General features: G+C 72.9%; 20 protein-coding genes. 15 read left to right on the forward strand and 5 right to left on the reverse strand.

Annotation, left to right across the window (positions count from 1 at the left end; translation table 11 throughout):
- The first annotated feature begins 650 nt into the window (after positions 1-650).
- The 6 genes from rsmD to mutM all read left to right on the forward strand — a co-directional run bounded on the left by rsmD (position 651) and on the right by mutM (position 4,373).
- A complete protein-coding gene (gene rsmD, locus HD595_RS24905; RefSeq protein ID WP_253772974.1) occupies positions 651-1,259 on the forward strand; it encodes a 16S rRNA (guanine(966)-N(2))-methyltransferase RsmD in 609 nt (202 codons plus the stop codon).
- Between the two features lie 26 nt (positions 1,260-1,285).
- Positions 1,286-1,762 (forward strand): pantetheine-phosphate adenylyltransferase, encoded by a 477-nt coding sequence (gene coaD / locus HD595_RS24910; RefSeq protein ID WP_175604793.1) that lies wholly within the window; start codon positions 1,286-1,288, stop codon positions 1,760-1,762.
- A 71-nt stretch (positions 1,763-1,833) separates the two neighbouring features.
- Entirely contained in the window at positions 1,834-2,385 is a 552-nt protein-coding gene (locus tag HD595_RS24915) for a YceD family protein (RefSeq protein ID WP_253772976.1), read from the forward strand.
- 1 nt (position 2,386) lies between these two features.
- Positions 2,387-2,566 carry a 50S ribosomal protein L32 gene (gene rpmF, locus HD595_RS24920; protein ID WP_033409409.1) on the forward strand — a complete coding sequence of 60 codons (180 nt, stop codon included), beginning with the start codon at positions 2,387-2,389 and terminating at the stop codon, positions 2,564-2,566.
- A 210-nt stretch (positions 2,567-2,776) separates the two neighbouring features.
- Positions 2,777-3,496, forward strand: coding sequence for a ribonuclease III (gene rnc / locus HD595_RS24925; RefSeq protein WP_253781304.1), 720 nt, complete (start codon positions 2,777-2,779; stop codon positions 3,494-3,496).
- A gap of 1 nt (position 3,497) precedes the next feature.
- The gene (mutM, locus tag HD595_RS24930; RefSeq protein ID WP_253772977.1) at positions 3,498-4,373 is read left to right on the forward strand and encodes a bifunctional DNA-formamidopyrimidine glycosylase/DNA-(apurinic or apyrimidinic site) lyase; all 876 of its coding nucleotides are present in this window, start codon (positions 3,498-3,500) and stop codon (positions 4,371-4,373) included.
- Here mutM and HD595_RS24935 read toward each other — a convergent pair.
- A complete protein-coding gene (locus HD595_RS24935) occupies positions 4,291-5,469 on the reverse strand; it encodes an MFS transporter (RefSeq protein ID WP_253772979.1) in 1,179 nt (392 codons plus the stop codon). The two genes, mutM and HD595_RS24935, sit on opposite strands and share 83 nt — an antisense overlap.
- Positions 5,470-5,548: 79 nt before the next feature.
- Here HD595_RS24935 and HD595_RS24940 point away from each other — a divergent pair, with 79 nt between their 5' ends.
- The 7 genes from HD595_RS24940 to HD595_RS24970 all read left to right on the forward strand — a co-directional run bounded on the left by HD595_RS24940 (position 5,549) and on the right by HD595_RS24970 (position 15,728).
- Positions 5,549-6,463 (forward strand): LysR family transcriptional regulator, encoded by a 915-nt coding sequence (locus tag HD595_RS24940; protein WP_253772981.1) that lies wholly within the window; start codon positions 5,549-5,551, stop codon positions 6,461-6,463.
- A gap of 27 nt (positions 6,464-6,490) precedes the next feature.
- Positions 6,491-6,769 carry an acylphosphatase gene (locus HD595_RS24945; RefSeq protein ID WP_253772983.1) on the forward strand — a complete coding sequence of 93 codons (279 nt, stop codon included), beginning with the start codon at positions 6,491-6,493 and terminating at the stop codon, positions 6,767-6,769.
- A 190-nt stretch (positions 6,770-6,959) separates the two neighbouring features.
- Entirely contained in the window at positions 6,960-7,154 is a 195-nt protein-coding gene (locus HD595_RS24950) for a hypothetical protein (protein WP_049556952.1), read from the forward strand.
- 183 nt (positions 7,155-7,337) lie between these two features.
- Positions 7,338-11,021: a chromosome segregation protein SMC gene (gene smc / locus HD595_RS24955; RefSeq protein WP_253772985.1), complete on the forward strand. Its 3,684-nt coding sequence runs from the start codon at positions 7,338-7,340 to the stop codon at positions 11,019-11,021.
- Positions 11,022-11,166: 145 nt separating this feature from the next.
- The gene (ftsY, locus tag HD595_RS24960) at positions 11,167-12,348 is read left to right on the forward strand and encodes a signal recognition particle-docking protein FtsY (protein WP_253772987.1); all 1,182 of its coding nucleotides are present in this window, start codon (positions 11,167-11,169) and stop codon (positions 12,346-12,348) included.
- Between the two features lie 343 nt (positions 12,349-12,691).
- Positions 12,692-14,362, forward strand: a complete 1,671-nt coding sequence (locus HD595_RS24965; RefSeq protein WP_253772989.1) for a tetratricopeptide repeat protein — start codon at positions 12,692-12,694, stop codon at positions 14,360-14,362.
- Between the two features lie 4 nt (positions 14,363-14,366).
- On the forward strand, positions 14,367-15,728 hold the full coding sequence (locus tag HD595_RS24970) for an MFS transporter (RefSeq protein ID WP_253772991.1): 1,362 nt from the start codon (positions 14,367-14,369) through the stop codon (positions 15,726-15,728).
- Here the strand turns inward: HD595_RS24970 and HD595_RS24975 are convergent.
- From HD595_RS24975 to HD595_RS24985, 3 genes are read right to left on the reverse strand one after another with little or no spacing between them, the layout of a single operon-like run.
- Positions 15,664-16,452, reverse strand: a complete 789-nt coding sequence (locus HD595_RS24975; RefSeq protein WP_253772993.1) for an ABC transporter ATP-binding protein — start codon at positions 16,450-16,452, stop codon at positions 15,664-15,666. The genes HD595_RS24970 and HD595_RS24975 overlap by 65 nt on opposite strands.
- Positions 16,449-17,519 (reverse strand): FecCD family ABC transporter permease, encoded by a 1,071-nt coding sequence (locus HD595_RS24980; protein WP_253772995.1) that lies wholly within the window; start codon positions 17,517-17,519, stop codon positions 16,449-16,451. The genes HD595_RS24975 and HD595_RS24980 overlap by 4 nt, the downstream gene beginning before the upstream one ends.
- Positions 17,516-18,550, reverse strand: a complete 1,035-nt coding sequence (locus HD595_RS24985) for a FecCD family ABC transporter permease (RefSeq protein WP_253772997.1) — start codon at positions 18,548-18,550, stop codon at positions 17,516-17,518. The genes HD595_RS24980 and HD595_RS24985 overlap by 4 nt, the downstream gene beginning before the upstream one ends.
- A 103-nt stretch (positions 18,551-18,653) precedes the next feature.
- Here HD595_RS24985 and HD595_RS24990 point away from each other — a divergent pair, with 103 nt between their 5' ends.
- A complete protein-coding gene (locus HD595_RS24990) occupies positions 18,654-19,646 on the forward strand; it encodes an ABC transporter substrate-binding protein (protein ID WP_253772999.1) in 993 nt (330 codons plus the stop codon).
- Between the two features lie 12 nt (positions 19,647-19,658).
- On the opposite strand, the gene HD595_RS24995 is transcribed toward HD595_RS24990, so the two are convergent.
- On the reverse strand, positions 19,659-20,732 hold the full coding sequence (locus tag HD595_RS24995) for a PLP-dependent cysteine synthase family protein (RefSeq protein WP_253773001.1): 1,074 nt from the start codon (positions 20,730-20,732) through the stop codon (positions 19,659-19,661).
- Between the two features lie 241 nt (positions 20,733-20,973).
- Between HD595_RS24995 and HD595_RS25000 the strand changes: the two genes are divergently transcribed.
- Complete coding sequence (locus HD595_RS25000) at positions 20,974-21,561, forward strand: sigma-70 family RNA polymerase sigma factor (protein WP_175592315.1); 588 nt, start codon at positions 20,974-20,976, stop codon at positions 21,559-21,561.
- The last annotated feature ends 3 nt before the right edge of the window (positions 21,562-21,564 follow it).

Genomic DNA, 21,564 nt, shown 5'->3' on the forward strand with positions numbered 1-21,564 from the left:
ATGTCTGCCTGAGGCGGCCTCCCGCGCGCTCGTCGCCGCGTGCGGCTCCGGCCGCGGAGGCGACGTCGAGGGCCTGGCAGGCGCGCGCGGGGCGGCGCGAGCGGCGGGCTGCCTCAGCGCGCCCTCGGGAGGGCCGGTCGCATACCTGTGAGGCGTCACGTGCGGAGGGGGCACGGCAGAGGAGAGCGGGAAACCGGAGGCCGGGAAGGGCGAGGCGCGGGAGAGCCGCTCGAAAGCCGGAAAGGCCGGAGGGGCCGGAAAGGCCGGAGGGGCCGGAAAGGCCGGAGGGGCCGGAAAGGCCGGAGGGGCCGGAAAGGCCGGAGGGTCGAGAGCGGCCGGACAGCGGGAACCGCCGGACAGCGGGAACCGCCGGACAGCGGGAACCGCCGGAAAAAGGTGTTGGGCCCAGCCGCGGGGACGGCCTCCCCCCGAATGCCGTCCCCGGCTGGGCCCACCCCTCGGGTCAGGTGCCGAGGGAACCGGCGTGCGGAAGGGCTCACGACCACGCCGGTCGGCCTTCTACTGGGTCACCTCGAAGGCCGCAGCACCCATCATGCGTGGCCGGTGGGGCCATGTGAATCACCCTTGCGTTGTCGAGGCCGACACTTGTCCACTCTTGACCTGCGCCGACGTGCGCGAGAATGGCTCACATGACTCGGATCATCGCGGGGAGCGCGGGCGGGCGTCGTCTGGCGGTCCCGCCGGGGCGCGGCACGAGACCGACCAGCGACAGGGCTCGCGAAGGCATCCTCTTGACGCTCGACTCGCTGCACGGGGTGCGGGGCGCCCGGGTGCTCGACCTGTACGCCGGGTCGGGGGCCGTCGGGCTGGAGGCGCTGTCGCGGGGGGCCGAGCGCGCGGTGCTCGTCGAGTCCGACCCCAAGGCCGTGCGGGTGATCAGGACGAACGTGCGGGAGCTGGGCCTCGCCGGCGCGCACGTCGTGGCGGACAAGGTCGAGCGGTTCCTGGGACGGCCGGCCGGGGAGCCTTCAGGCGAGGGTGGTCAAACTCACATCGGGGGGCCGGAGCCGTACGACATCGTGTTCGCCGACCCGCCGTACGCGGTGCCCGACGAGGAGGTCGCGCGGGTCCTGGAGCTGCTGCGCGATCGCGGATGGCTGGCCGAGGACGCGCTGGTGGCGTTCGAGAGGGAGACCCGGGGAAAGGCGGTGGTATGGCCGGATGGTTACGTTGAGGAGAGGGTTCGCCGTTATGGCGAAGCGTCCGTTTGGTACGGTCGCGCCGCCGGTAATCCGTAGACCTGCCCCATGACCAGGGAGGCGTCTTGCGCCGCGTTGTCTGCCCGGGGTCCTTCGACCCCATCACCAACGGCCACCTCGACATCATCGCCCGGTCCGCCCGGCTGTACGACGAGGTGACCGTGGCCGTGCTCATCAACCTGGAGAAGAGCAGCCTCTTCACGGTCGACGAGCGGATCGAGATCCTGCAGGCCGTGACCAAGGACTTCCCGAACGTCAAGGTCCGGAAGTTCCACGGCCTCCTCGTCGACTTCTGCAAGCAGAACGACATCCCCGCCATCGTCAAGGGCATCCGCGTGGTCAGCGACTTCGACTACGAGCTGCAGATGGCCCAGCTCAACTACCGGCTGTCCGGCGTCGAGACGCTGTTCATGCCGACCAACCCCGAGTACTCGTTCCTGTCGTCGAGCCGGGTCAAGGAGATCGCGCGGTACGGTGGGGACGTGTCCGGGCTGGTTCCCGACCTGGTCCACAAGCTGCTCGTCGAGCGGCTCAGGGGCTGACCGCCACCTGGTATCCTTTCATTTCGGCCTTGTACGACGGCGACAGTTCCGCCATGCCTAGCGAGAGCAGGATGACTCAGCACCTCGACCCCCGCTCGCCTTGGGTGATCTCCACCCACGACCTGGGAAAGCGGCCGGGCACGATGCGGCAGATGAGCCTCACTCTCCCGGCTCCGGCAGATCTCGGCGTCGACATGATCGGTGTCCGCAAGGACACCGAAGTCGAGCTGGACCTCCGGTTCGAAGCAGTGATGGAAGGCGTGCTCGTGTCGGGCACGGCGCAGGCCCCGCTGTCCGGGGAGTGCGCGCGGTGTCTCGACCCGCTGTCCTCGGACATCGAGGTCGATCTGCAGGAGCTGTTCTTCTACTCCGACGAGGACGCCTCCGAGGACGACTCGCTGATGGACGGGGAACTGCTCGACCTTGAGCCGACGTTCCGCGACGCGGTGGTGCTCGCACTGCCGTTGAGCCCGGTCTGCCGTGACGACTGCCCGGGGCTCTGCACGGAGTGCGGGATCAAGCTGGCCGAGGCCGGAGCGGATCACCGGCACGAGAAGATCGACGCTCGCTGGGCGTCGTTGCAAGGTCTGGTTTCCGAGAACGATAACGATCAGGAGAAGTGACGTGGCCGTCCCGAAGCGAAAGATGTCGCGGAGCAACACCCGCGCCCGTCGCTCCCAGTGGAAGACGACTGCTGTCGCCCTGGTGAGCTGCCCGCAGTGCCGTTCGCCCAAGCAGCCGCACATCGCGTGCCCCACCTGCGGCACCTACAACCGTCGTCAGGTCATCGAGCCGTCCGCCTGATCTCGCAGTTGACGTGATGCCGACCGGGTGCCATTGTGCCCCGGTCGGCGTGAACGTCTCAGTCGCGTGCGGCGGCGGCTCGCCCGCGGCCGTGGTGGACGCCGGGGCTCTGTACCCCCCGACGCCCACCACGTTTTCGGGCATCCTCCGCAGCCGTCGCGCCAGGTGAAGGTGTCCGAGGAGGAACCCGTGGGCGCAGGTCCCAAGCCGGTGGCCGTGGAGGTCGCCAGAGCAGAGCTGGAGCGAGTGCTGTCGATCAGCCTCGATCCCGACATTCTCGAGCGGGCGCTGACGCACCGCTCCTACGCGTACGAGAACGGTGGCCTGCCCACCAACGAGCGCCTGGAGTTCCTCGGCGACTCGGTGCTGGGCTTGGTGGTCACCGACACCCTCTACCGCAACCACCCCGACCTGCCCGAGGGTCAGCTCGCCAAGCTGCGGGCCGCGGTGGTCAACATGCGCGCGCTGGCCGACGTGGCCCGCGGGCTCGGCCTCGGCCGGTTCCTGCGGCTCGGCAGGGGCGAGGAGGGCACCGGCGGGCGCGACAAGTCGTCGATCCTGGCCGACACCCTGGAGGCGCTGATCGGCGCCGTCTACGTCGACAAGGGCCTGGACGAGGCGTTCCGCGCGGTCCACCTGCTCTTCGACCCGCTGATCGTCCGCTCGGCCTCGCTCGGTGCCGGGCTCGACTGGAAGACCTCCCTGCAGGAGCTCACCGCCTCCGAGGCGCTCGGCGTGCCCGAGTACCACGTCGAGGAGAGCGGGCCCGACCACGCCAAGTCGTTCACCGCCGAGGTGCGCGTGGGCGGCGAGTCCTACGGCGCGGGCCACGGGCGCAGCAAGAAGGAGGCCGAGCAGCAGGCGGCCGAGGCGGCCTGGACCCGCATCCGGGCCCGCCGCGAGCAGCGCGAGAGTCAGCCGGCGGGCTAGGTTGCCTGAACTGCCGGAGGTCGAGGTCGTCCGGCGCGGCCTCGCGCAGTGGGTGGCCGGCCGCGAGATCGCCGCGGCCGAGGTGCTGCACCCGCGGGCGGTGCGCCGGCACGTGCCGGGCGCCGAGGAGTTCGCCGCGCGGCTGAAGGGCCGGGTGCTGCTGTCCGCCGAGCGGCGCGGCAAGTATCTGTGGCTGCCGCTGTCGGGCGCCGAGGAGGCGCTCATGGCCCATCTGGGCATGAGCGGGCAGCTCCTCGTCGTGGATGCGGACTCCCCGCTGGAGAAGCACCTGCGCGTACGGCTCTCCTTCGCCGACGGCGGTCCCGAGCTGCGCTTCGTCGACCAGCGCACCTTCGGGCACGTCATGCTGACGCCGATGGAGGGCGGCGTGCCCGCGCCGATCTCGCACATCGCCCCCGACCCGTTCGAGGAGGCCTTCGACGACGACCGGTTCGCCGCCGCCCTGCGGCGCAGGCGCACCGAGGTCAAGCGGGCCCTGCTCGACCAGACGCTGATCAGCGGCGTCGGCAACATCTACGCCGACGAGGCCCTCTGGCTGGCCCGGCTGCACTGGGCGCATCCCACGCAGTCGCTCACCCGGCCCAAGATCGCCGAGCTGCTCGCCGGGGTCCGGGAGGTCATGACGGCCGCCCTGCGCCAGGGCGGCACGTCGTTCGACAGCCTGTACGTCAACGTCAACGGTGAGAGCGGCTACTTCGAGCGCTCCCTGGAGGCGTACGGCCGCCGCGACCTGCCCTGCTCCCGCTGCGGCACCCCCATCGTCCGCGACGCGTTCATGAACCGCTCGTCGTTCTCCTGCCCGACATGCCAGCGACGGCCGCGGCGGCCAGCGACAGCCCCGCGCCGAGCCACATGACGGCGGGCGCCGACGCCCCGTCCACCACCCGCCCGCCGGCGAACGCGCCGAGCGAGATGGCCGCGTTGAAGACCGAGGTCAGCATGGCCATGCCCGCCTCGCCGCCGCCGGCCCGGACGATCCACATCTGCAGGGTCACCGACACGCCCCCGTAGGCCACGCCCCACAGCACGAGCAGGGCCGTCGCCGGGCCGATCGAAGCGGGCGTGGCGGCGAGCGCCGCGGTCGCGGCCCCGATGAGCAGGGCGAGCGTCACGAGCACGCCTCGGGGCCGCCGGGCCGCCCGCGCGCCGGCCGCGAAGTTGCCCGCCACACCGGCGACGCCGTACCCCAGCAGGACGGCGCTCACGGCCGTGGCGCCCGCCCCCGCGGCCTGCTCCAGGAACGGCCGGACGTAGGTGTAGGCCGCGAAGTGGCCGGTCACCACGAGCGCGGTCACGACCAGCACGACCCTGAGCGGGCCCGCGCGCCACACCCGCCACAGGTCCGACAGGCGCGCGGGCCGCTCGGCGGGCAGAGCCGGCAGCAGCCGGGCCAGCGCGACGCACAGGACCACGGCGAGCAGCGCGACCGCCGCGAACGCCGCCCGCCAGCCCGCGACCGAGGAGACGAACGTCCCGGCGGGCACGCCCAGCACGGACGCCACCGCGATGCCCGACGCGATCGTCGCCGCGGCCCTGCCGACCAGCGGCTCCGGCGCCAGCCGCACCGCGAGGCCCACCGCGAACGCCCAGAACCCGCCGATGCTCACCCCCGTCAGCACCCGCGCCGCCAGCATGACCGGGTAGCCGGGCGCCAGCGCGGCCAGCAGGTTGGCGGCGGCGAGCAGCGCCATCAGCCCGCACAGCACCACGCGGCGGTCCAGGCTCCGCGCGGCCAGCGTGATCAGCGGCGCGGCGACGGCGGCGACGAGGCCGGGGGCGGTCATCATCAGGCCGGCCGTGCCGTCGGAGACGCCCAGGTCGGCGCCGATGGGGGTGAGCAGGCCGACGGGAAGCATCTCACTGGTGACAATGGTGAAGGTGCCCGCCGCGACGGCGGCCACGGCGAGGGGGCGCGCCTTCACAGGCGCGGCATCGGAGACGGTGGAGGTCATGACCCAAGCCTTCGGCCGTGGCCCCGGGGGAACAATGACGGGACGCTCAGGCAAGCTTTAGCTGGACTAAGGGGTGAGGATGGAGTTCAGGGAACTGGAGTGCTTCGTGGTGCTCAGCGAGGAGCTCCACTTCGCGCGGGCCGCCGACCGGCTGTACCTGTCGCCGGGCCGGGTCAGCCAGCTCGTCCGCGCCCTGGAGACGCGGATCGGCGCCCGGCTGTTCGACCGGACCAGCAGGCGGGTGCGGCTCACGCCGCTCGGCGAGCGCTTCCTTGCGGACCTGCGACCGGCGTACGACGGGCTGCGCGACGCGGTGGACCGGGCCAGGGCGGCGGCCCGCGAGGTGACGGGCGTGCTGCGCGTCGGCTTCCTCGGCACGCCCACCGACCTCGTCACCGCGTCCGTGCGGGCCTTCGAGGCGCTGTACCCGTCGTGCGAGGTACGGCTGGTGGAGGTGCCGCTGTCCGACCCGTTCGGGCGGCTGCGCGGCGGCCTGGTGGACGTGACGTTCACGCTGCTGCCGGTGGACGAGCCCGACCTGGAGACGGGGCGCGGCCTGAACCGGGTGCCGGTGAGCCTGGGCCTGCCCGCCGGCCATCCGCTCGCGGTCCGGCGCGCCGTGGACGCGGAGGAGCTGGCCGGCCTGCCGCTGATCGAGCCGGCCGGCCCGGCGCCGCGGGCCTGGCGCGAGCTGGTCGCGCCCGAGCGCACCCCGGCGGGCCTGCCCATCCCGCGAGGGGGTACGGTCGCCACCAGCCAGGAGGGCATCACGCTGGTCGCGCTGGGCCGCGGCGGCATGCTGTTCTGCACGCCGACGGCGGCCTACCACGAGCGCCGCGACGTGGTGTTCGTGCCGGTGACGGGCCTGCCGGCGTCGGTGCTCGGGCTGGCGTGGCCGCGGGCCGGTGCGACGGCCGCGGTACGCGCCTTCGCCGAGAGCGCCGAGACCGCCGCGGGCGTGGCGGGCCCGGAGGCGCGCCGCAAGGTGGCGTGACGCCGGGTGTCCGGAGAGGGGTGGAGCGTGGAGGAGAGCGTACGGCTGACCGCCTGGGTCAGGGGACGCGTGCAGGGTGTGGGCTTCCGCTGGTGGACCCGGGCGCGGGCGCTGGAGCTCGGCTTGGCCGGCTGGGCGCGCAACACGGACGACGGCCGGGTCGAGGTGGTCGCCGAGGGGCCGCGCGCGGCGTGCGTCAAGCTGCTGGAGTTGCTGAGGGGTTGCGACACGCCGGGAAGAGTCGATGGAGTAGTGGAGAGGTGGAGCGAAGTCCGAGGTGGTTTGGGGGGTTTCCGGGAGCGCTAGCCGGTTTCACTAAACCGCCCAAATGGGGTATAGTTATATGCCGGGAGTGCCCCGCGAGGGGCGTGACGGTCCGATCGACTTGACCGCCCTCACTGCCGGTGCGACTCTTGTTAAGTACCACGCGCACCCCTCCCGCGGAATATGAAGTGCGCGAACCAGTCTGGTCACTCAGCGTGGAGGACCCTTTACCATGGCGAAGGCTCTACTCGGCCACGTCGGTGGTCCTGACCCTCGAATGGTCTCGGAGATGCGGCGTCTGCAGCAGCGGATCCGTGACCTGGAGGCAGAACTCATCCGACTTCAGGCTCAGAATGACGCTCTTGCGGCGCAAACCCGCGATGAGGCGATCAGCCGCATGCAGGAGCGCGAGCCGGCACTCACCTGAGAGTGATCGGAACGCAAGACTGAGGGACGTCTCAACGAGGCGTCCCTTGTTATTTGCCCTCGTTCGCAATGATGTGAAACCCCTTTTCCGTCTCCGAACGACGACGCCACCGTGGTGGCCTGCGACGAGGCGCGCGGACCAGTAGGCTTTCCCGAAGTCCGTTCAGGGAGAAGGGGGCCGCTCTTGCACTTGAAGACCCTCACCCTGCGCGGCTTCAAGTCCTTCGCCTCCGCCACCGCCCTGCGCTTCGAGCCGGGCATCACCTGCGTGGTCGGCCCCAACGGCTCGGGCAAGTCCAACGTCGTCGACGCCCTGGCCTGGGTCATGGGCGAGCACAGCGCCAAGTCGCTGCGCGGCGGCAAGATGGAGGACGTCATCTTCGCCGGCACCTCGTCCCGGCCCCCGCTGGGCCGCGCCGAGGTCACGCTCACCATCGACAACACCGACGGCGCGCTGCCCATCGACTACACCGAGGTGACGATCAGCCGGCTGATGTTCCGGTCCGGGCAGAGCGAGTACGCCATCAACGGCGACACCTGCCGGCTCCTCGACATCCAGGAGCTGCTGTCCGACTCGGGCATCGGCCGGGAGATGCACGTCATCGTCGGCCAGGGCCAGCTCGACGCCGTGCTGCACGCGGGCCCCGAGGACCGCCGGGCGTTCATCGAGGAGGCCGCGGGCGTCCTGAAGCACCGCAAGCGCAAGGAGAAGGCGCTGCGCAAGCTCGACGCGATGCAGGCCAACCTGACCCGCGTCCAGGACCTCGCCACCGAGCTGCGCCGCCAGCTCAAGCCGCTGGGCCGCCAGGCCGAGATCGCCCGCAAGGCCGCGGTGATCCAGGCCGACCTGCGCGACGCGCGGCTGCGGCTGCTGGCCGACGACGTGTGCATCCTGCGCGCCACGCTGGAGCGCGAGGCGGCCGACGAGGCCGCCGTCCTGGCCCGGCGCGCCCAGGTCGAGGCCGAGCTGGCCGAGGGCCAGCAGCGCGAGGCCGCACTTGAGACCGCCGAGGCCGAGGCCCAGCCGCGGCTGAGCGCCGCCCAGCAGACCTGGTTCCGGCTGTCGTCCCTGCGCGAACGCCTGACCGGCCTGGAACAGCTCGCCGCCGAGCGCCACCGCCATGCCCTCGACGCCGCCTCCATCGAGCGCCGCGGCCGTGACCCCGAGGACCTCGAACGCGAGGCCGGCGAGGCGCGCGAGCGCGAGCTGGTGCTGCGCGCCGAGCTGGAGGCGGCGCAGGAGCTCCTCGACGGCGCCGCCGAACGGCGCGCCGAGGCCGAGTCCGAGCTGGCCGCCGAGGAGCGGCGGCTCGCGATGGCCGCCCGCGCCGCCGCCGACCGCCGCGAGGGCCTGGCCCGGCTGCGCGGCCAGGTCGACTCCGTACGCAGCAGGTCACGCGCGGCCGAGGACGAGATCGGCCGCCTGACCAAGGCGGTCGCCGACGCGGCCGAGCGCGAGCGGCGCGCCCTCGACGACCTGGAGGAGCGGCGCGGCGAGGAGCCCGCCGCCGACCCGGCGCTGGCCGAGGAGCTGGCCACCGCGCAGGCGGTGGTCGAGGAGGCGCGCGCCGCGGCGGAGGAGGCCAGGGCGGGCGTCGAACAGGCGCGGGGGGCGCTCGGCGGTCCGCGTGAAACGCTCCAGGCGGCCAGGTCGCGGGTCGGCACGGCCCGCGCCGCCGACCAGGAGGCTCAGCGGGCCGTGGCCGCGCTGCGCGCCCGCGCCGAGGCGCTGGAGCTGGGGCTGTCCCGGGGCGCCGACGGCGGCGCGGCGCTGATGGAGACGGGCCTGTCCGGGGTGCTGGGGCCGCTGGCGGCCTCGCTCCAGGTCGCGCCGGGCGCCGAGGCGGCCGTCGCGGCCGTGCTCGGGCCGGTGGCCGAGGCGGTCGCGGTCGAGTCGGTGGGCACGGCCGTGGAGGCGCTCGAACTGCTCCGCCTCAAGGAGGCCGGCCAGGCCACCCTCCTCGTGACGGGCTCTCCCGGCGGAGGGGTCGCCGAGCGCGGGGCGGCGCCCGAGGGCGGGGAGTGGGCGGCCGACCTGGTCGGCGTGCCCGCGCCGCTGAGGGACGCCGTCGCCCGGGTGCTCGACGGCGTCGTCGTCGTCGGCGACCTGGCCGCCGCGCGCCGTCTCGCCGAGGCGCACCCCGACCTGCGGGCCGTCACCAGGGGAGGCGACCTGGTCGCCGCGCACCTGGCCAGCGGCGGCTCCGAGGGCGGCACGTCCGTCCTGCAGGTGCGCGCCGCTCTCGACGACGCCCTCGCCGACCTGGAGGAGGCCGAGGCGCGCGCCGCGAGCACGGCCGTCGGCCTCGACGAGGCGCTGGGCGCCGAGCAGGAGGCGCAGGCGGCCGTGGAGGCCGCGCAGACGGCCGTCGGCGAGGCCCAGAGCGCCGCCGACACCGCCCAGGCCGCCGTGAGCGCCGCCCAGGCCACGCTCGACCAGGTCAGGGCCCGCCAGCGCGAGGCCGACCGGCGCAGCGCCGACGTCGCCCGCCGCCTCGCGCAGCTCGAAGCCGCCGCCAAGGCCGCCCACGACGAGGCCGAGCGGCTGGCGCGCAGCGTCACGGCCGCCGAGGAGGCCCGCGCCGAGGGTCTGGAGGAGCTGGCCGAGCTGGAGATGCGGCTCGCCGAGGCCGAGTACGCCCAGGAGCTGGAGACCGAGCCCACCACCGACGCCCGTGACGAGCTGGCCGCGACCTGCCAGGCGGCCCGCCAGCGGGAGATGGAGGCGGGCCTGCAGGTCCGCACGGCCGAGGAGCGCGTCAAGGGCATCGAGGGCCGCGCCGACGGCCTGCTGCGGGCCGCGCAGCGGGAGCGCCAGGAACGCGCCCAGGCGGCCGCCCAGCGCGCCCGGCGGCGCCGTCAGGCGAGCGTGGCCGAGGCCGTCAGCCGGGGCGCGAAGCAGGTGCTGGCCGCCCTGAGCGCGTCCGTCGAGCTGGCCGCGCGCGAGCGCGACGACGCCGACCTCGCCCGGGTCGCCGTCGACGCCGAGCTCAAGCAGGTGCGCCTGCGGGTGCGCGAGCTCACACAGGAGCTGGACAAGCTGGTCAACCGCGTCCACGGCAGCGAGGTGGCCCGCACCGAGCAGCGGCTGCGCCTGGAGCAGATGGAGCAGCGGGCCATGGACGAGTTCGGCGTCGAGGCCGAGGCGCTGATCGCCGAGTACGGGCCCGAGGCCCCGGTGCCCGGCGAGCCGCCCGTGCCGTACGTGCGGGAGGAGCAGGAGAAGCGGGCCCGCGCCGCCGAGCGGCAGATGCAGCAGCTCGGCAAGGTCAACCCGCTGGCGCTGGAGGAGTTCGCGGCGCTGGAGGAGCGGCACGCGTTCCTCAACTCCCAGCTCGAAGACCTCAAGAAGACGCGGCGCGACCTGCTGACCGTGGTCAAGGAGGTCGACGACCGGGTGCAGCAGATGTTCGCCTCCGCCTACGAGGACGTGGCGCGCGAGTTCGACCAGGTCTTCGGCCGGGTCTTCCCGGGCGGCGAGGGCCGGCTGGTGCTCACCGACCCCGAGGACATGCTGACCACCGGCATCGAGGTGGAGGCCAGGCCGCCGGGCAAGAAGGTCAAGCGGCTGTCGCTGCTGTCGGGCGGCGAGCGGTCGCTGACCGCGGTGGCGTTCCTGGTGTCGATCTTCAAGGCGCGGCCGTCGCCGTTCTACGTCATGGACGAGGTCGAGGCGGCGCTCGACGACACCAACACGCAGCGGCTGCTCACGCTGTTCGAGGAGCTGCGGCAGAGCTCCCAGCTCATCGTCATCACCCACAACAAGCGGACGATGGAGATCGCCGACGCGCTGTACGGCGTGTCGATGCGCGGCGACGGCGTGACCCAGGTGGTCAGCCAGCGCCTGCGCGAGCGCGAGCCGGCCTGACGCGCGGCGGTGGCCGGCCGCTGCCGAGGGCGGGCCCGACCGACGCGCGGAGCGGCCGACCGGCACCGAGGGCGGGCCCGGCGGACGCGCCCGTCGCGCCGCCCTGGGCATGAGCACGACAGTCGATCTGGAAAACTGACATCTTGTGGATGGTTACCTCGGCGTCATAGTCATCGTGGTCGTCGTCGCCCTGCTGGCGGCCGGCGGCCTCTTCCTGCTCTTCAGACCGGGCGGCAAGTCCGCGCCGCCGGTCGAGCCGCCCGAGACGGCGCCCCTCCCGGAGGAGGAGAAGGAACGCCCGAAGACGGGGACCGAGGAGGGCGAAGGAGGAGCGACCACCACGCTCCCCCCGCCGGTCAAGCCGGCCGAGCCGATGGTCGTCGCGCCCGAGGTGGAGGTGCCGCCGCCGTCCGCGGGCCGGATGGTGCGGCTGCGGTCCCGGCTGGCCCGCTCGCAGAGCGCGCTCGGCCGCGGCCTGCTCGACCTGCTCTCCCGCGACCGCCTCGACGACGAGGTGTGGGACGAGGTCGAGGAGCTGCTGATCAAGGCCGACGTCGGCGTGGCGCCCACCCAGGCGATCGTCGAGGAGCTGCGCACCAAGGTCAAGGTGCTCGGCAGCCGCACCCCCGAAGAGGTGCGCGCGCTGCTGCGCGAGCAGCTCCTCATCCAGGTCAACCCCGACCTCGACCGCACCCTGCACGTCAAGCCGCACGGCGAGCGGGCCGCGGTGGTGCTGGTCGTCGGCGTCAACGGCACCGGCAAGACCACCACCACCGGCAAGCTCGCCCGCGTCCTCGTCGGCGACGGCAAGAAGGTCGTGCTGGGCGCGGCCGACACGTTCCGCGCGGCGGCGGCCGACCAGCTCCAGACCTGGGGCGAGCGGGTCGGCGCCGACACCGTGCGCGGCCCGGAAGGCGGCGACCCGGCCTCGGTGGCCTTCGACGCCGTCACCAAGGGCATCGAGGACAAGGCCGACGTGGTCATCGTCGACACGGCGGGCCGGCTGCACACCAAGACGGGCCTGATGGACGAGCTGGGCAAGGTCAAGCGGGTCATCGAGAAGAAGGCCACGGTCGACGAGGTGCTGCTCGTCCTCGACGCGACCACGGGCCAGAACGGCATGCGCCAGGCCCAGGTGTTCGGCGAGGTGGTCAACATCACCGGCATCGCGCTGACCAAGCTCGACGGCACGGCCAAGGGCGGCATCGTCATCTCCGTCCAGCGGGAGCTGGGGGTTCCGGTCAAGCTGGTCGGCCTCGGCGAGGGGGCCGACGACCTGGCGCCCTTCGATCCCGAGGTCTTCGTGGACGCGATCATCGGCGAATAACGGGCGCATTATTTTCGGATACGGCCATTCCTGTTAAGGCTATTTCCGAAAATTGGACAGGAAATTTTACTTACCCGGAAAAGCCTTGATCGCCCTCATCGGCGTGTGTTCACATGAACCGGTCATCCGAGAGATCGCCCCGCGACGGGTTCGCGCCGGTCTCGTCATGTTGGTACACGAGAGGCACCCCCGATGAAGAAGGTCGTCGTCCACAAGCCCGGAACCGTGAAGCCCTCCGGTGCGGCCGCCCCGCGGCACGGTCACTGATCCCCGCCCGACCGGCGTCCCGTGAAGGGACGCCGGTCGGGGCGCGACCGGAGACGGATCACGGAAGAAGGTTCGGGTGGAATCTATCGTCCTGGACGCCGACCGCAGGCTGCGCGGCCCCTACACGCTCGCCGCGGCACTGCTGGACCGCCTCGTCCCAGAAGCACTGGGCCGCGGGCCCGACCTCGTCGCCGCGCACGACATCGAGATCGGCGTCGCGGCGCCGCACCTGAGCGTTCCCCGGCGCAGGCGCTCCCTCGCCGAGACGCTGCCGAGAGCGCAGCGCATCCTCATCCCCGGCCCCCGCCGCACGCTGCGGATCGCGAACGGGCTGGCCGAGTTCGTCCGCGACCACCTGACCCGCACCCGGCCCCTCACCGTCACGGTCGACAACCTCGACGAGGCCGACCCCACCGACGCCGAGCTGGTCGAGGTGCTGCGCAGGCGGGTGGACCCCGGCCTGCTGCGGATCGTCCCCGGCCGGTCCGCGCCGTCCGGCGGCCCGCTCAGCGCCGACTTCGACCGCTTCCGCGACGAGGGCTTCCATCACGCCATGGCCGAGGCCGGCCTTGAGGCGCTGCGCGGCATGACGTACGAGGCCGACCCGGACCGCTGGCGGACCCTCGTGCAGCGCGTGGGCGGCTCGCTGGAGGCCATCGAACGCGAGGACGAGGCCCGCGCCCTGTACGACCGGGCCCGCCGCCTGACCGTCGACCCCAGGCACCGCGCCACGATCGCCTACGCCACCGCCATGCTGCTGGTGCGCCACCACGACCTCGCCCGGCGCGACCCCGAGGAGGCCCTGTCCTGGGCCAACGAGGCCGTCACGATCACCTCGCTGCTGCCCGACGCCCGCGAGCGCGCCTTCCACCTGGGCTTCGACCTCAACGGCAAGGCCCTGGTCGAGGTGCGCAGGGGCAACCTCGACAACGCTCTCGACCTGGTGCGCGAGGCCATCGACCTGGCCGAGGAGCACCTGGCCGGCACCCACCCGATCCACCGGCTCGTGCTGTACGCCAACCGCGCCCAGCTCCTGGCCGCCACCGGCCGCACCCAGGAGGCGCTGGCCGACTACGCGATCGCCATCGGCGCCGACCCCGGCTACCCCGACTACTACCTCGACCGCGGCACCCTGCTGCACAAGCTGGGCCGCCACGAGGACGCGCGGGCCGACTTCGAGGCCGCGATCCGCCTCAGCCCCCCGTTCCCCGAGGCGTACTACAACCGCGCGGAGGTCCGGTACACGACCGGCGACCTCGACGGCGCGCTCGCCGACCTCGACCACACGCTCGACCTCGACCCGCGCTTCGCCCCCGCGTACGTGAACCGGGCGGGGCTGCTGGCCGCCGCCGGGGAGAACGCCGCGGCCCGGCGCGACGCCGAGCGCGGGCTCGCCCTCGACCCGCGCAGCCCCCACCTCAGGTGCGTGCTCGGCCAGGTGGAGGCGGCCGAGGGGCGCCGGTCGGAGGCCGTCGCCGCGTTCGACGCCGCCCTGGAGCTCGACCCGGACCTCGTGGCCGCCTGGGCCGGCCGGGCCGCCGTCGCCTACGACGAGGGCGACCACGCCGCCGCCCTGTCCGACCTCACGCGGGCGCTGAAGCTGGAGGAGACGGCCGAGCTGCTGTTCAACCGGCATCTGGTGCACAGCGCGGCGGGACGGCCGGACGAGGCGCGCCGCGACCTCCTGCGGGCCGCGCGGCTGGCCCCGGGAGACCCCGACATCCGGCGGGCGCTCGCGGAGGCGTGAGGCGGTGGGCCGGTCCTACTGGCTCCTGCTGACCGGGTTCCTGGCGTCCTCGCTGGGCACGTGGATCTACCGCCTGGCGCTGCCGCTCCTGGTCTACGACCTCACGGGGTCGCCGCTCGGGACCGGCCTGGTCTACGTGATGGAGTACGTGCCGTACCTGCTGCTGGGGATGGTCGGCGGGGTGCTGGCGGACCGGTACGACCGGCGGCGGCTGCTGGTGGTGGGCGACACGGCGTCCGCGGTGGTCACGCTGGTGCTCGCCGCGATGGTGGCCCTGGGCGTGGGGCGGCTGTGGCCGATCTACCTGGTGGCGCTGCTGCTGGCGGCGGTCGATCCGCTCTACCAGCCGGCGTTCCGGGCGCTGGTGCCGGCCCTGGTGCCGGCGGAGCGGCTGCCGCAGGCCAACGCGCGCGTCCACATCGGCGAGCACGCGGTGGGCATGGCGGGGCCGATGGCGGGCGGGGCGCTGGTGGTGGCGTTCGGCTACCACGTCGCGGTGTACGTGGACGCCGGGTCGTTCCTGCTGTCGGCGCTGCTGATCGCCCTCATCGGCGGGCGCTTCACCGCCACGGCCGCTCGCGACCGGCGGCGGCCCGAGGAGGGAGAGCCGGGACCGGTGACGGCGGGCGCGGGGGAGGGGCGGGCGCGATGGCCGACGGCGGCGGGTGCGGAGGAGGGGCGGGCGCGGTGGTCGATGGCGGCGGACCTGCGGGAGGGCCTGCGGTTCCTCTGGCGCGGCGACCGGGCCGTCCTCACGACCGCGATCATGTCGTCGGCCTGCAACTTCGGCGTGTGGCTGCTGCTGGCCGACCTCGTCTACTACCTCAGCTCCTACCACGGCTTCACGCCGGGCGAGATCGGCGTCGTCTACGCCTTCCAGGGGGCGGGCGCGGTGGCGGGGGCGCTGCTGGGCGGGTGGCTGGTCCGGGTGTGGCCGCCGGGACGGATCATGACCTGGTCGCTGGTGGCCGGGGGAGCGTCGATGCTGCTCATGACCGTCGCCCGGGGCCCGGTCCCGATCGGGCTGGCGTGGACGGGGCAGTTCGCGGCGGCGGGGACGATGATCGTGGCCACGGCGACCGTACGGCAGCGCCTCATCCCCGACCACCTGCTCGGACGGGTCCTCGGCACGGCCCGGATGATCGCCTTCGCGTCCATCCCGCTGGCGGCGCTGGCGGCGGGGCTGTTCGAGGCGAGGGCGCGCGACGCGTACGCGATCATGGTGTTCGCCGGCCTGAGCTGGGCGGTCATCGCGGTCGCGGTGGCCCGCTCGCCCCTGCGGCGGCTGACCGTCGAGGACGTCAGGGCCGGGACAGCGGCCGGATCGGCACCACCATCGGAGTCCCCGCCACCGGATCGGCGATGACCTTGGCGTCCAGCTCGAACACCTCGCGCATCAGCTCCTCGGTCAGCACCTCGTGCGGGCCGCCCGCGGCCACCACGCGGCCGCCGCGCATGGCCACCAGCCGGTCGGCGTAGCGGGCCGCCAGGTTGAGGTCGTGCAGGACCATGACGATGGTCCGCCCCGCCTCCTGGTGCAGGTTCCGTACGAGCTCCAGCACCTCCACCTGGTGGGCCAGGTCGAGGAACGTGGTGGGCTCGTCGAGCAGCAGCAGGTCGGTGCCCTGGGCGAGCGCCATCGAGATCCAGGCCCGCTGCCGCTGGCCGCCCGACAGCTCGTCCAGGGGGCGCTCGGCGAGGTCGGTCAGGCCGGTCAGCTCCAGGGCGAGGGCCACGGCGCTCTCGTCGTCGGACGACCACTGCCGGTACCACGTCTGGTGCGGGTGCCTGCCCCGCGCGACCAGGTCGGCCACGGTCAGCCCCTCGGGCGCGGTGGGCGCCTGCGGCAGCACGCCGAGCACCTTGGCCACCTCCCGCGTCGGCATGCCGTCGATGCGCCTGCCGTCGAGCAGCACCTCGCCGCCGCGCGGCTTGAGCAGCCGGCCGAGGGCGCGCAGCAGCGTGGACTTGCCGCACCCGTTGGGCCCGATGATCGTGGTCACCGTGCCGGCCTCGATCCCGAGGTCGAGCCCGTCGACGACGACCCGGTCGCCGTAGCCGAGCGTGACACCGGCGGCCTGGAGCCTCATTTGCGTGCCCTCCAGATGAGGTGGATCAGGTACGGCGCGCCGAGCACCGCGGTGACGACGCCCACGGGCAGCTCGATCGGGGAGAAGGCGGTGCGCGCGATCAGGTCGGCCCCGGTCGCGAGGACGGCGCCGGTGACGGCCGACGACAGCAGCGGCGGCTGGGCGCACCGCACCACCCGCAGCGCGATCTGCGGCGAGGCGAGGGCCACGAACGCGATCGGCCCGGCCGAGGCCGTCGCCACGGCCGCCAGCAGCACGGCGGCGAGCAGCATGAGCGCGCGCGCCGGGTTGACCCGGACGCCGAGGGCGGTGACGGTGTCGTCGCCGTAGCGCAGCGCGTCGAGCGAGCGGGTGCCGATCAGGGTCAGCGGGACGAGCACGGCCAGGGCCAGCCCGACCGGCACGACGTGCTCCCAGCCGCGGCCGTTGAGCGATCCGCTGATCCACACCATGGCGCGGCCGGTGTCGTTGACGTCGCCGACGGTCAGCAGCCAGTACTTCACGTTCGTGAACACGGCCGCCACGCCGATGCCCACCAGCACCAGCCGGTAGCCGTCGAGGCCGCGCCGCCAGGCCAGCGCGTACACGATGGCGGCCCCGGCCAGGCCGCCGAGCAGCGCGAGCGCCGGGATGCCGAGGGCGGAGAACAGGCCGCTGACGCCGCCGTACGCGCTGCCGCTCATGACGACCCCGGCCACCACGGTCACGGAGGCGCCGGTGGTGACGCCGAGGATCTCGGGGCTGGCCAGCGGGTTGCGGGCGATGGACTGGATGATCGCGCCCGACAGGGCGAGCGCGGCGCCGACGAGCGCGCCGGTCAGGGCGCGCGGCAGCCGCAGCTCCATCACCACGAAGTGCTCGGGCACGGACGGGTCGAACGTGGCGCGCACGACGTCCGCCAGACCGAGGGGCAGGTCGCCGAGGCGCATGTTCAGGGCCATGAGCAGGGCGAGCGCCAGCAGGCCGCCCACGGTGACGGCGACGCCGCGCGGGCGCACCCGCCAGGACAGCCCCGCCGCGCGCAGCGGGACCGACGCCCTGGTCCGCGTCCTGGTGGTCGTCGTCACAGCCGCACCGGCTTCCTGCGGCGGACGAGCGCCACGAAGAACGGGGCGCCGATCAGTGCCAGCACCACGCCGACCTCCAGCTCGCCGGGAGGGGCGACGACGCGGCCGATCACGTCGGCGACCAGCAGCAGGGCCGCGCCGATCAGCCCGGAGTACGGCAGCAGCCAGCGGTGGTCGGTGCCGGACAGCGGGCGGGCCAGGTGCGGCACCACGAGCCCGACGAACGCGAGCGACCCGCAGGAGGCCACGGCCGCCCCGGTGAGCAGCGTGACGGCGGTGACGCCGACGCCCCGGGTGAGGGCGATGTTCTGGCCGAGGCCGCGGGCGACGTCCTCGCCGAGGGAGAGGGCGTTCAGACCGGGCGCGTTGACCAGCGCCAGCACCAGCCCCACCACGATGAAGGGCAGCACCTGCCAGACCACGTCGGGGCCCCGGCCGGCGACGGAGCCGGACTGCCAGAATCGGAAGACGTCCATGGCCTGCTCGTCCAGCAGCACGATCGCGGAGGTCAGGGCGTACAGGAAGGCGCTGACGGCGGTGCCGGCCAGCGCGAGCGTGACCGGCGTGGGGCCGCCCCGTCCGCCGACCATGCCGAGCGTGAAGACGCACACGCTGGCGACCAGCGCGCCGGCCAGGCCGAACCAGATGTAGGCGAGCAGGCTCTGCGCGCCGAGCAGGATGATCGAGGCGACCATCGCGAACGCGGCGCCCTGGGTGACGCCGAGCAGGCCCGGGTCGGCGAGCGGGTTGCGGGTGTGGCCCTGCATGAGCGCCCCGGCCACGCCGAGCGCGATCCCGGCCAGCACGCCGAGGGCGGTCCTGGGCACGCGCAGCGAGCGGATGACGATGTCGTTCTCGGTGCCGGTGGGCGCGGTGAGCGCCGACCACGCGTCGGCGAGGGGCACGGGCTTGGCGCCGATCGTGACGCTCAGCACCACCGCGGCGCACACGGCCGCGAGCAGGGCGGCGAGCACGAGGCCGCGGCGCCGGCGGATGCCGTGGAGGCGCGGCGCGACGGCGGTTGCGCTCACGTGGTCCCCTTCCGGCAGTTGCCCGTCCCGCTGAAGTATGCCAGCTTAGGCAGGGCTAACCTAAATAAGGGTTGCCTAACTTTTTGCCGGAGAAGGGGTTTCGATGAGACGGTTGCGCGCTGTGGTGGCCGCGATGCTGGTGGCGGGTCTCGCCGCCGCCTGTGGTTCGGGCGGCACGGGGTCCACGAGCGCCGGCTCCCCGGCGACGAGCCAGGCCGGCAAGCCGTTCCGCACCGTCAAGCACGCCATGGGCGAGACGGCGATCCCCGCACAGCCCAAGCGGGTCGTGGCCCTCGACCAGAGCTTCGTGGACGCGGTCCTGACGCTGGAGACCCCGGTCGTCGGCTACACCACCTACCGCTCCATCGAGACCAAGCTGCCCGACTACCTCGGCGCGGTCGCCGGCCGGTACGGCAAGGAGGCCGTCCCGGTCGGGACGCTGGAGCAGCCCAGCCTGGAGAAGATCATGGCGCTCAAGCCGGACCTCATCGTCTCCGCCAAGGTGCGCCACGCGGCCCTCTACGACAAGCTCTCCAAGATCGCGCCGACCGTTTTCAGCGAGACCACCGGGGCCATCTGGAAGGACAACGTCCGGCTCATGGGCCAGGCGCTCGGCAAGGAGGAGCTCGCCGAGACCAGGGTCAAGGAGTACGAGGCCCGCGCCGCGAAGATCGGTGAGGAGATCAAGGCCAAGGAGGGCGGGAAGCTGCCCACCGTCTCGATCGTCCGCTTCGCCGGCGAGCCGACGGCCCGCCTGTACGTCGAGAAGTCGTACTCGGGCATCGTCCTGAAGGACGTCGGCTTCCCGCGACCGCAGGGCCAGCCCACGGTCACCGACTCGATCGTGGTGAACGTCAGCCAGGAGCGCATCGCCGACCTCGACGCCGAGCACATCTTCGTGGCCACCTACGGCGATCCCGAGGCGGCGAAGTACAAGGACAAGTTCGTCGCCAACCCGCTGTGGGGCAGGCTCAAGGGCGCCAAGCACGAGGTCGCCGACCAGACGTGGATGACGGCGGTCGGCATCCAGGGCGCGCACGCGATGCTGGACGACCTGGCCGGGTTCTTCTCCGTCGATCCGGCCAGGTCCGCCTAGGCGGCCTGCGCCTCAGCTCGCCAGGAAGGCGCGCAGGTCGTCCAGGTGGGGGTGGATGTCCAGCCCCTGGGCGGCCAGCCAGGCCGGCTCGCAGTACGTGCCCCGGTAGCGCTCGCCGCCGTCGCAGATGAGGGTCACGATGCTGCCCCGCTCGCCGGCGGCGCGCATCTCCCGGATCAGCTCGACGCAGGCGGCCACGTTGGTGCCGGTCGAGCCGCCGACGTCGCGGCCGGTCACCTCGCGCACCCAGTGCATGGCCGCGATCGAGCGGGCGTCCGGCACGGCCAGCATGCGGTCGATCACCGACGGCTGGAACGACGGCTCCACCCGGGGCCGGCCGATGCCCTCGATCCGCGAGCCCTTCGCGGTGACCGTGACGTCGCCCGACACCCAGGACGGGTAGAAGGCCGAGCCCTCCGGGTCGGCCACGGCCAGGCGGGAGGAGTGGCGCCGGTAGCGGATGTAGCGGCCGATCGTGGACGACGTGCCGCCGGTGCCGGCGCCGACGACGATCCAGGCGGGCACCGGGTGCGGCTCCATCGCCATCTGGGCGAAGATCGACTCGGCGATGTTGTTGTTGCCGCGCCAGTCCGTGGCCCGCTCGGCGTAGGTGAACTGGTCCATGAAGTGGCCGCCGGTCTCGGCGGCCAGGCGGCGCGACTCGTCGTAGATGGTCGTGGGATCGTCGACGAGGTGGCACTTGCCGCCGTGGAACTCGATGAGGTGACACTTCTCCGGCGAGGTCGAGGCCGGCATCACCGCGATGAACGGCAGGCCGAGCAGCCGGGCGAAGTACGCCTCGCTCACCGCGGTCGATCCGCTGGACGCCTCGACGATGGTCGTGTCGGGACCGATCCAGCCGTTGGCCAGGCCGTACAGGAAGAGCGAGCGGGCCAGGCGGTGCTTGAGTGAACCGGTGGGGTGCACCGACTCGTCTTTCAAGTAGAGGTTTACCCCCCACTGCGGGGGCAGCGGAAAGACATGAAGGTGCGTGTCACAACTCCGGTTGGCGTCGGCTTCCACCGTACGGATGGCCTCGGCCACCCAGTGGCGCGTCCTCGTGTCGTGACGATCCACAAAATCCATGTGCATACGCTATCTCATGTGACTCTGGCCACTTTTTCCGCAGAAATGGGTGGATAGTGTTATGGTACTGAGACAAGTCCAGCCGTGGACGTGATAACGCACGCCGCGAGCAGATGGACTTCTCACCTCTCTGACCAGGCGTAACCGTTAACGCGGCCCTTACGTGGGTGTTGACACCATGGTTTTGCTGCGGGCCGACCTGTGCCGAGATGGGATAGCGCAAGGGGGAAACTTGATCACTATGACCGAAGAGCAGCGTCAGGACTGGTTCGAGCGCGATGTCGTGCCCGTGACGTCGCAGCTGTTCGCCTCCGCCATGCGACTGACCCGTAACACGGCCGACGCCGAGGACCTCGTGCAGGAGACGGTGGCCAAGGCGTACACGTCCTACCACCAGTTCCGCGAGGGCACCAACCTCAAGGCGTGGCTGCACCGCATCCTCACCAACAACTTCATCAACGACTACCGCAAGCGGCAGCGCTCGCCCAAGCTGTCGGCCGCCGAGGAGATCGAGGACTGGCAGCTGCACGCCGCCGAGTCGCACTCCTCGACCGGGCTGAAGTCGGCCGAGACCGAGGCGCTGGAGCGGCTGCCCGACAACGTCGTGATGAACGCGCTGCGCTCCCTGCCCGAGGACTTCCGCGTGGCCGTGTACCTGGCCGACGTCGAGGGGTTCGCGTACAAGGAGATCGCCGAGCGGATGGGCACCCCCATCGGCACCGTGATGTCCCGCCTCCACCGGGGCCGCCGCCAGCTCCGGACCATGCTGGAGCCGTACGCCGTGGAAGAGGGCGCCTTCCGTCCTCCGGCCCAGCGCACGGCGGCCTGATCC

This window comes from Nonomuraea roseoviolacea subsp. carminata (assembly GCF_024172185.1).
Classification (GTDB): domain Bacteria; phylum Actinomycetota; class Actinomycetes; order Streptosporangiales; family Streptosporangiaceae; genus Nonomuraea; species Nonomuraea roseoviolacea.

Excerpts from the sequence above, each read along its gene's own strand:
- rsmD (WP_253772974.1), top strand. The coding sequence starts at position 651 with ATGACTCGGATCATCGCGGGGAGCGCGGGCGGGCGTCGTCTGGCGGTC.
- HD595_RS24915 (WP_253772976.1), top strand. The coding sequence starts at position 1,834 with ATGACTCAGCACCTCGACCCCCGCTCGCCTTGGGTGATCTCCACCCAC.
- HD595_RS24935 (WP_253772979.1), bottom strand. The coding sequence starts at position 5,469 with ATGACCTCCACCGTCTCCGATGCCGCGCCTGTGAAGGCGCGCCCCCTC.
- HD595_RS24940 (WP_253772981.1), top strand. The coding sequence starts at position 5,549 with ATGGAGTTCAGGGAACTGGAGTGCTTCGTGGTGCTCAGCGAGGAGCTC.
- HD595_RS24950 (WP_049556952.1), top strand. The coding sequence starts at position 6,960 with ATGGCGAAGGCTCTACTCGGCCACGTCGGTGGTCCTGACCCTCGAATG.
- HD595_RS24975 (WP_253772993.1), bottom strand. The coding sequence starts at position 16,452 with ATGAGGCTCCAGGCCGCCGGTGTCACGCTCGGCTACGGCGACCGGGTC.
- HD595_RS24990 (WP_253772999.1), top strand. The coding sequence starts at position 18,654 with ATGAGACGGTTGCGCGCTGTGGTGGCCGCGATGCTGGTGGCGGGTCTC.
- HD595_RS24995 (WP_253773001.1), bottom strand. The coding sequence starts at position 20,732 with ATGGATTTTGTGGATCGTCACGACACGAGGACGCGCCACTGGGTGGCC.
- HD595_RS25000 (WP_175592315.1), top strand. The coding sequence starts at position 20,974 with ATGACCGAAGAGCAGCGTCAGGACTGGTTCGAGCGCGATGTCGTGCCC.